Source organism: Vibrio sp. bablab_jr001, assembly GCF_016464285.1.
Taxonomy (GTDB): Bacteria; Pseudomonadota; Gammaproteobacteria; order Enterobacterales; family Vibrionaceae; genus Vibrio; species Vibrio fluvialis.
This window is the reverse complement of the sequence record NZ_JACDWZ010000091.1, coordinates 1-2,222: the sequence shown is the minus strand read 5'-3', so window position 1 is coordinate 2,222 and position 2,222 is coordinate 1. Positions and strand designations below refer to the sequence as shown.

At 53.6% G+C, this 2,222-nt stretch carries 1 protein-coding gene and 1 tRNA gene; one reads left to right on the top strand and one right to left on the bottom strand.

Annotated elements, in window-relative coordinates; all coding sequences use genetic code 11:
• Window positions 1-63 precede the first annotated feature (63 nt).
• A tRNA-Val gene (locus tag JIG40_RS13645) sits at window positions 64-140 on the top strand.
• Between the two features lie 107 nt (window positions 141-247).
• Here JIG40_RS13645 and JIG40_RS13640 read toward each other — a convergent pair.
• Window positions 248-2,134, bottom strand: coding sequence for a hypothetical protein (locus tag JIG40_RS13640; protein WP_199465497.1), 1,887 nt, complete (start codon window positions 2,132-2,134; stop codon window positions 248-250).
• Window positions 2,135-2,222 lie beyond the last annotated feature (88 nt).

The window sequence follows — 2,222 nt, the reverse complement described above, 5'->3', positions numbered from 1 at the left end:
TGGTTCGAGTCCACTCGGACGCACCATGAGAAAACACTCAGCAAGTGTATAAACATGCAGTGTGCGTCCGTAGCTCAGCTGGTTAGAGTATCGCCTTGACATGGCGGGGGTCGGTGGTTCGAGTCCACTCGGACGCACCATAAATTCACACAAAACCCGCTTTTTAGCGGGTTTTGTCGTATAATAACTAATTGATTTGTATTGCTTTTATTAATTTAGTGACCACATTTTGTCCTCGGGTGTAGTTCTAATAGCTCCAGCCTAAGTTCCCGACATCCAGACTAAGGTCGGTTCCTTTCTCACTCTTTGCCTTGTCCACGGTCACCGGTTTGTCGGACTTAATCGTCAGTGCGACTTCCGATCGACTGTTCAACGTCTGACTCTTGATTGGCTGATAGGGGTTATAAGGTTTGTGAGCAGGCAAGCCACCGCTCTGATAGTCAGCATAGGCTTTGGTGCGGTCTGTTTGGTTGCGTGTTTCGTTGGTGACAATCCCCAGCGTGGCGTTCTTGTCTTTGATGCTGTCGAGTTTGTTCGCCAGGTTATCGACTTCTGTGCCGGCAGCATTCAAACCTTTTTCCCAGCCGTCAGGAATGAGAGAATCCGGCAGCAGGTTGATGAGCTTCTTAATCCCGTCCCACAGTCCGATAAATTGCTCCTTCACCCAGTTAATCACTTTGTCTAAACCAATGAACTTATCTACCAGATAGGTGATGGCAATAATCGCGGCGCCGATGGCCGCGACCATCATGCCAATCGGGTTGGTCATGATCACCGCATTGAGGCCAATCAGCGCCACTTTGAAGATCGCCAGAATGGTGAGAATGCCTTTGAAGTTCTGCGCCACAAAAATCAGTCCTTTGCCTAAGAACTCCAGCGCCTGATACAGCCCGTTGACGGTATGAATCACTTTGTCCATAAACTCGGTGCGCCACTGGGTGTTTTTGAACTTCTCCGAGAACTCGGTAAACAGCCGGGTGGCTTTCTCCATAATCGGCGCCAGCGCGGCAAACTTAATTGAGCGCAGGCTTTCAGAGATGCGCTGCACCGCGTCATTGTACGCTTCGGCTTTCGCGGCATCTTCTGCAGTAGCACCACCACCCAAATCGTTGAACTCCTGACGCGCAGCAGTCAGTCCCTGCGTGCCTTCGCGCAGCATGATGAGCATTTCCCGCCCGCTGTCACCAAAGGCGGCATCCGCAAACGCCATCTGCTCCTGGGCGGTTTTGAGTTTGGAGAAAGACTCCAGCAGCATCTGGTAGGCTTCCTGCGTATCTTTCGCGCCCTGCAAATCGCGGAACGCGGCGTTCTTGCTCTTTTTCAGATAACTGCCCAGCGCGCCCGCTCCGGTGGTTTGGAGTACACCCAGACGACGGGTAAAGCGGGTCATCGACGCCGACAGCGCATCGGCGCTCACGCCCGCGTGTTCTGCCTGTGATTGCATGGCCTGCAGTTCGCTGATCGGCAGATTGAGGTTGGCGGATTTCTTGGCAAGTTTGTCCATCTCTGCCGCGCTGCTGTTTACCTCGGCGGCCAGTCCGGCCAGGCTGAAACCACCAAGCAGGGCGGCACCTTTGCCGAGTGCCGCTCCGGCCACATTCGGCAGGCGAATGGCGCCATTGAGCTTTTGCAGCGGAGCCATCGCGCCGCGCAGGATGGCGTATTTCTTACTCAGTTTGATGATTTCCGCGCCGTGCTTTTTGTAGCGACTTTCCAGACGCTTGTTCTCGCCATCGAGGTCGTGCACTTTGACGCCAGTCTTTTTCAGCTCACCACCGAGTTTGACCAGGTGTGTTTTGTACTGGTCCTGCTGCTGAGTGAGCTTATCGACTCTCTGCTGCTGTTTGGCCATTTTCTCGGTGAGGGCGGCGGTCGGTTTGCCCGCCGCGGCCGCGCTGGCTTGCAGCTCACGAAGTTTTTCACTGGCCGATGCCATCGCAAGCGTATTCTGGCTCATCGCCTTTTTGGTGTTTTTGAATGAGCCAATCATGCCGATCGCGGCCGAGTCATCCGCCTGCGCTTTCTGAATCTTTTTGATGGCTTTGGCGTAATGGTCGGAATCACTCGCCATGCCTTTTAGCGGCGCGGACACTTTGTCTTTCAGTCCCATCACCACGGAGAGGTTCATCTTCATTCGGATGTCCTTCATACAAAAAAGAGAGCTAATCGCTCTCTTGTGTTTCGGTTCGTTGCCGTGCCAGCTCGCGGAACAGTAATAAATC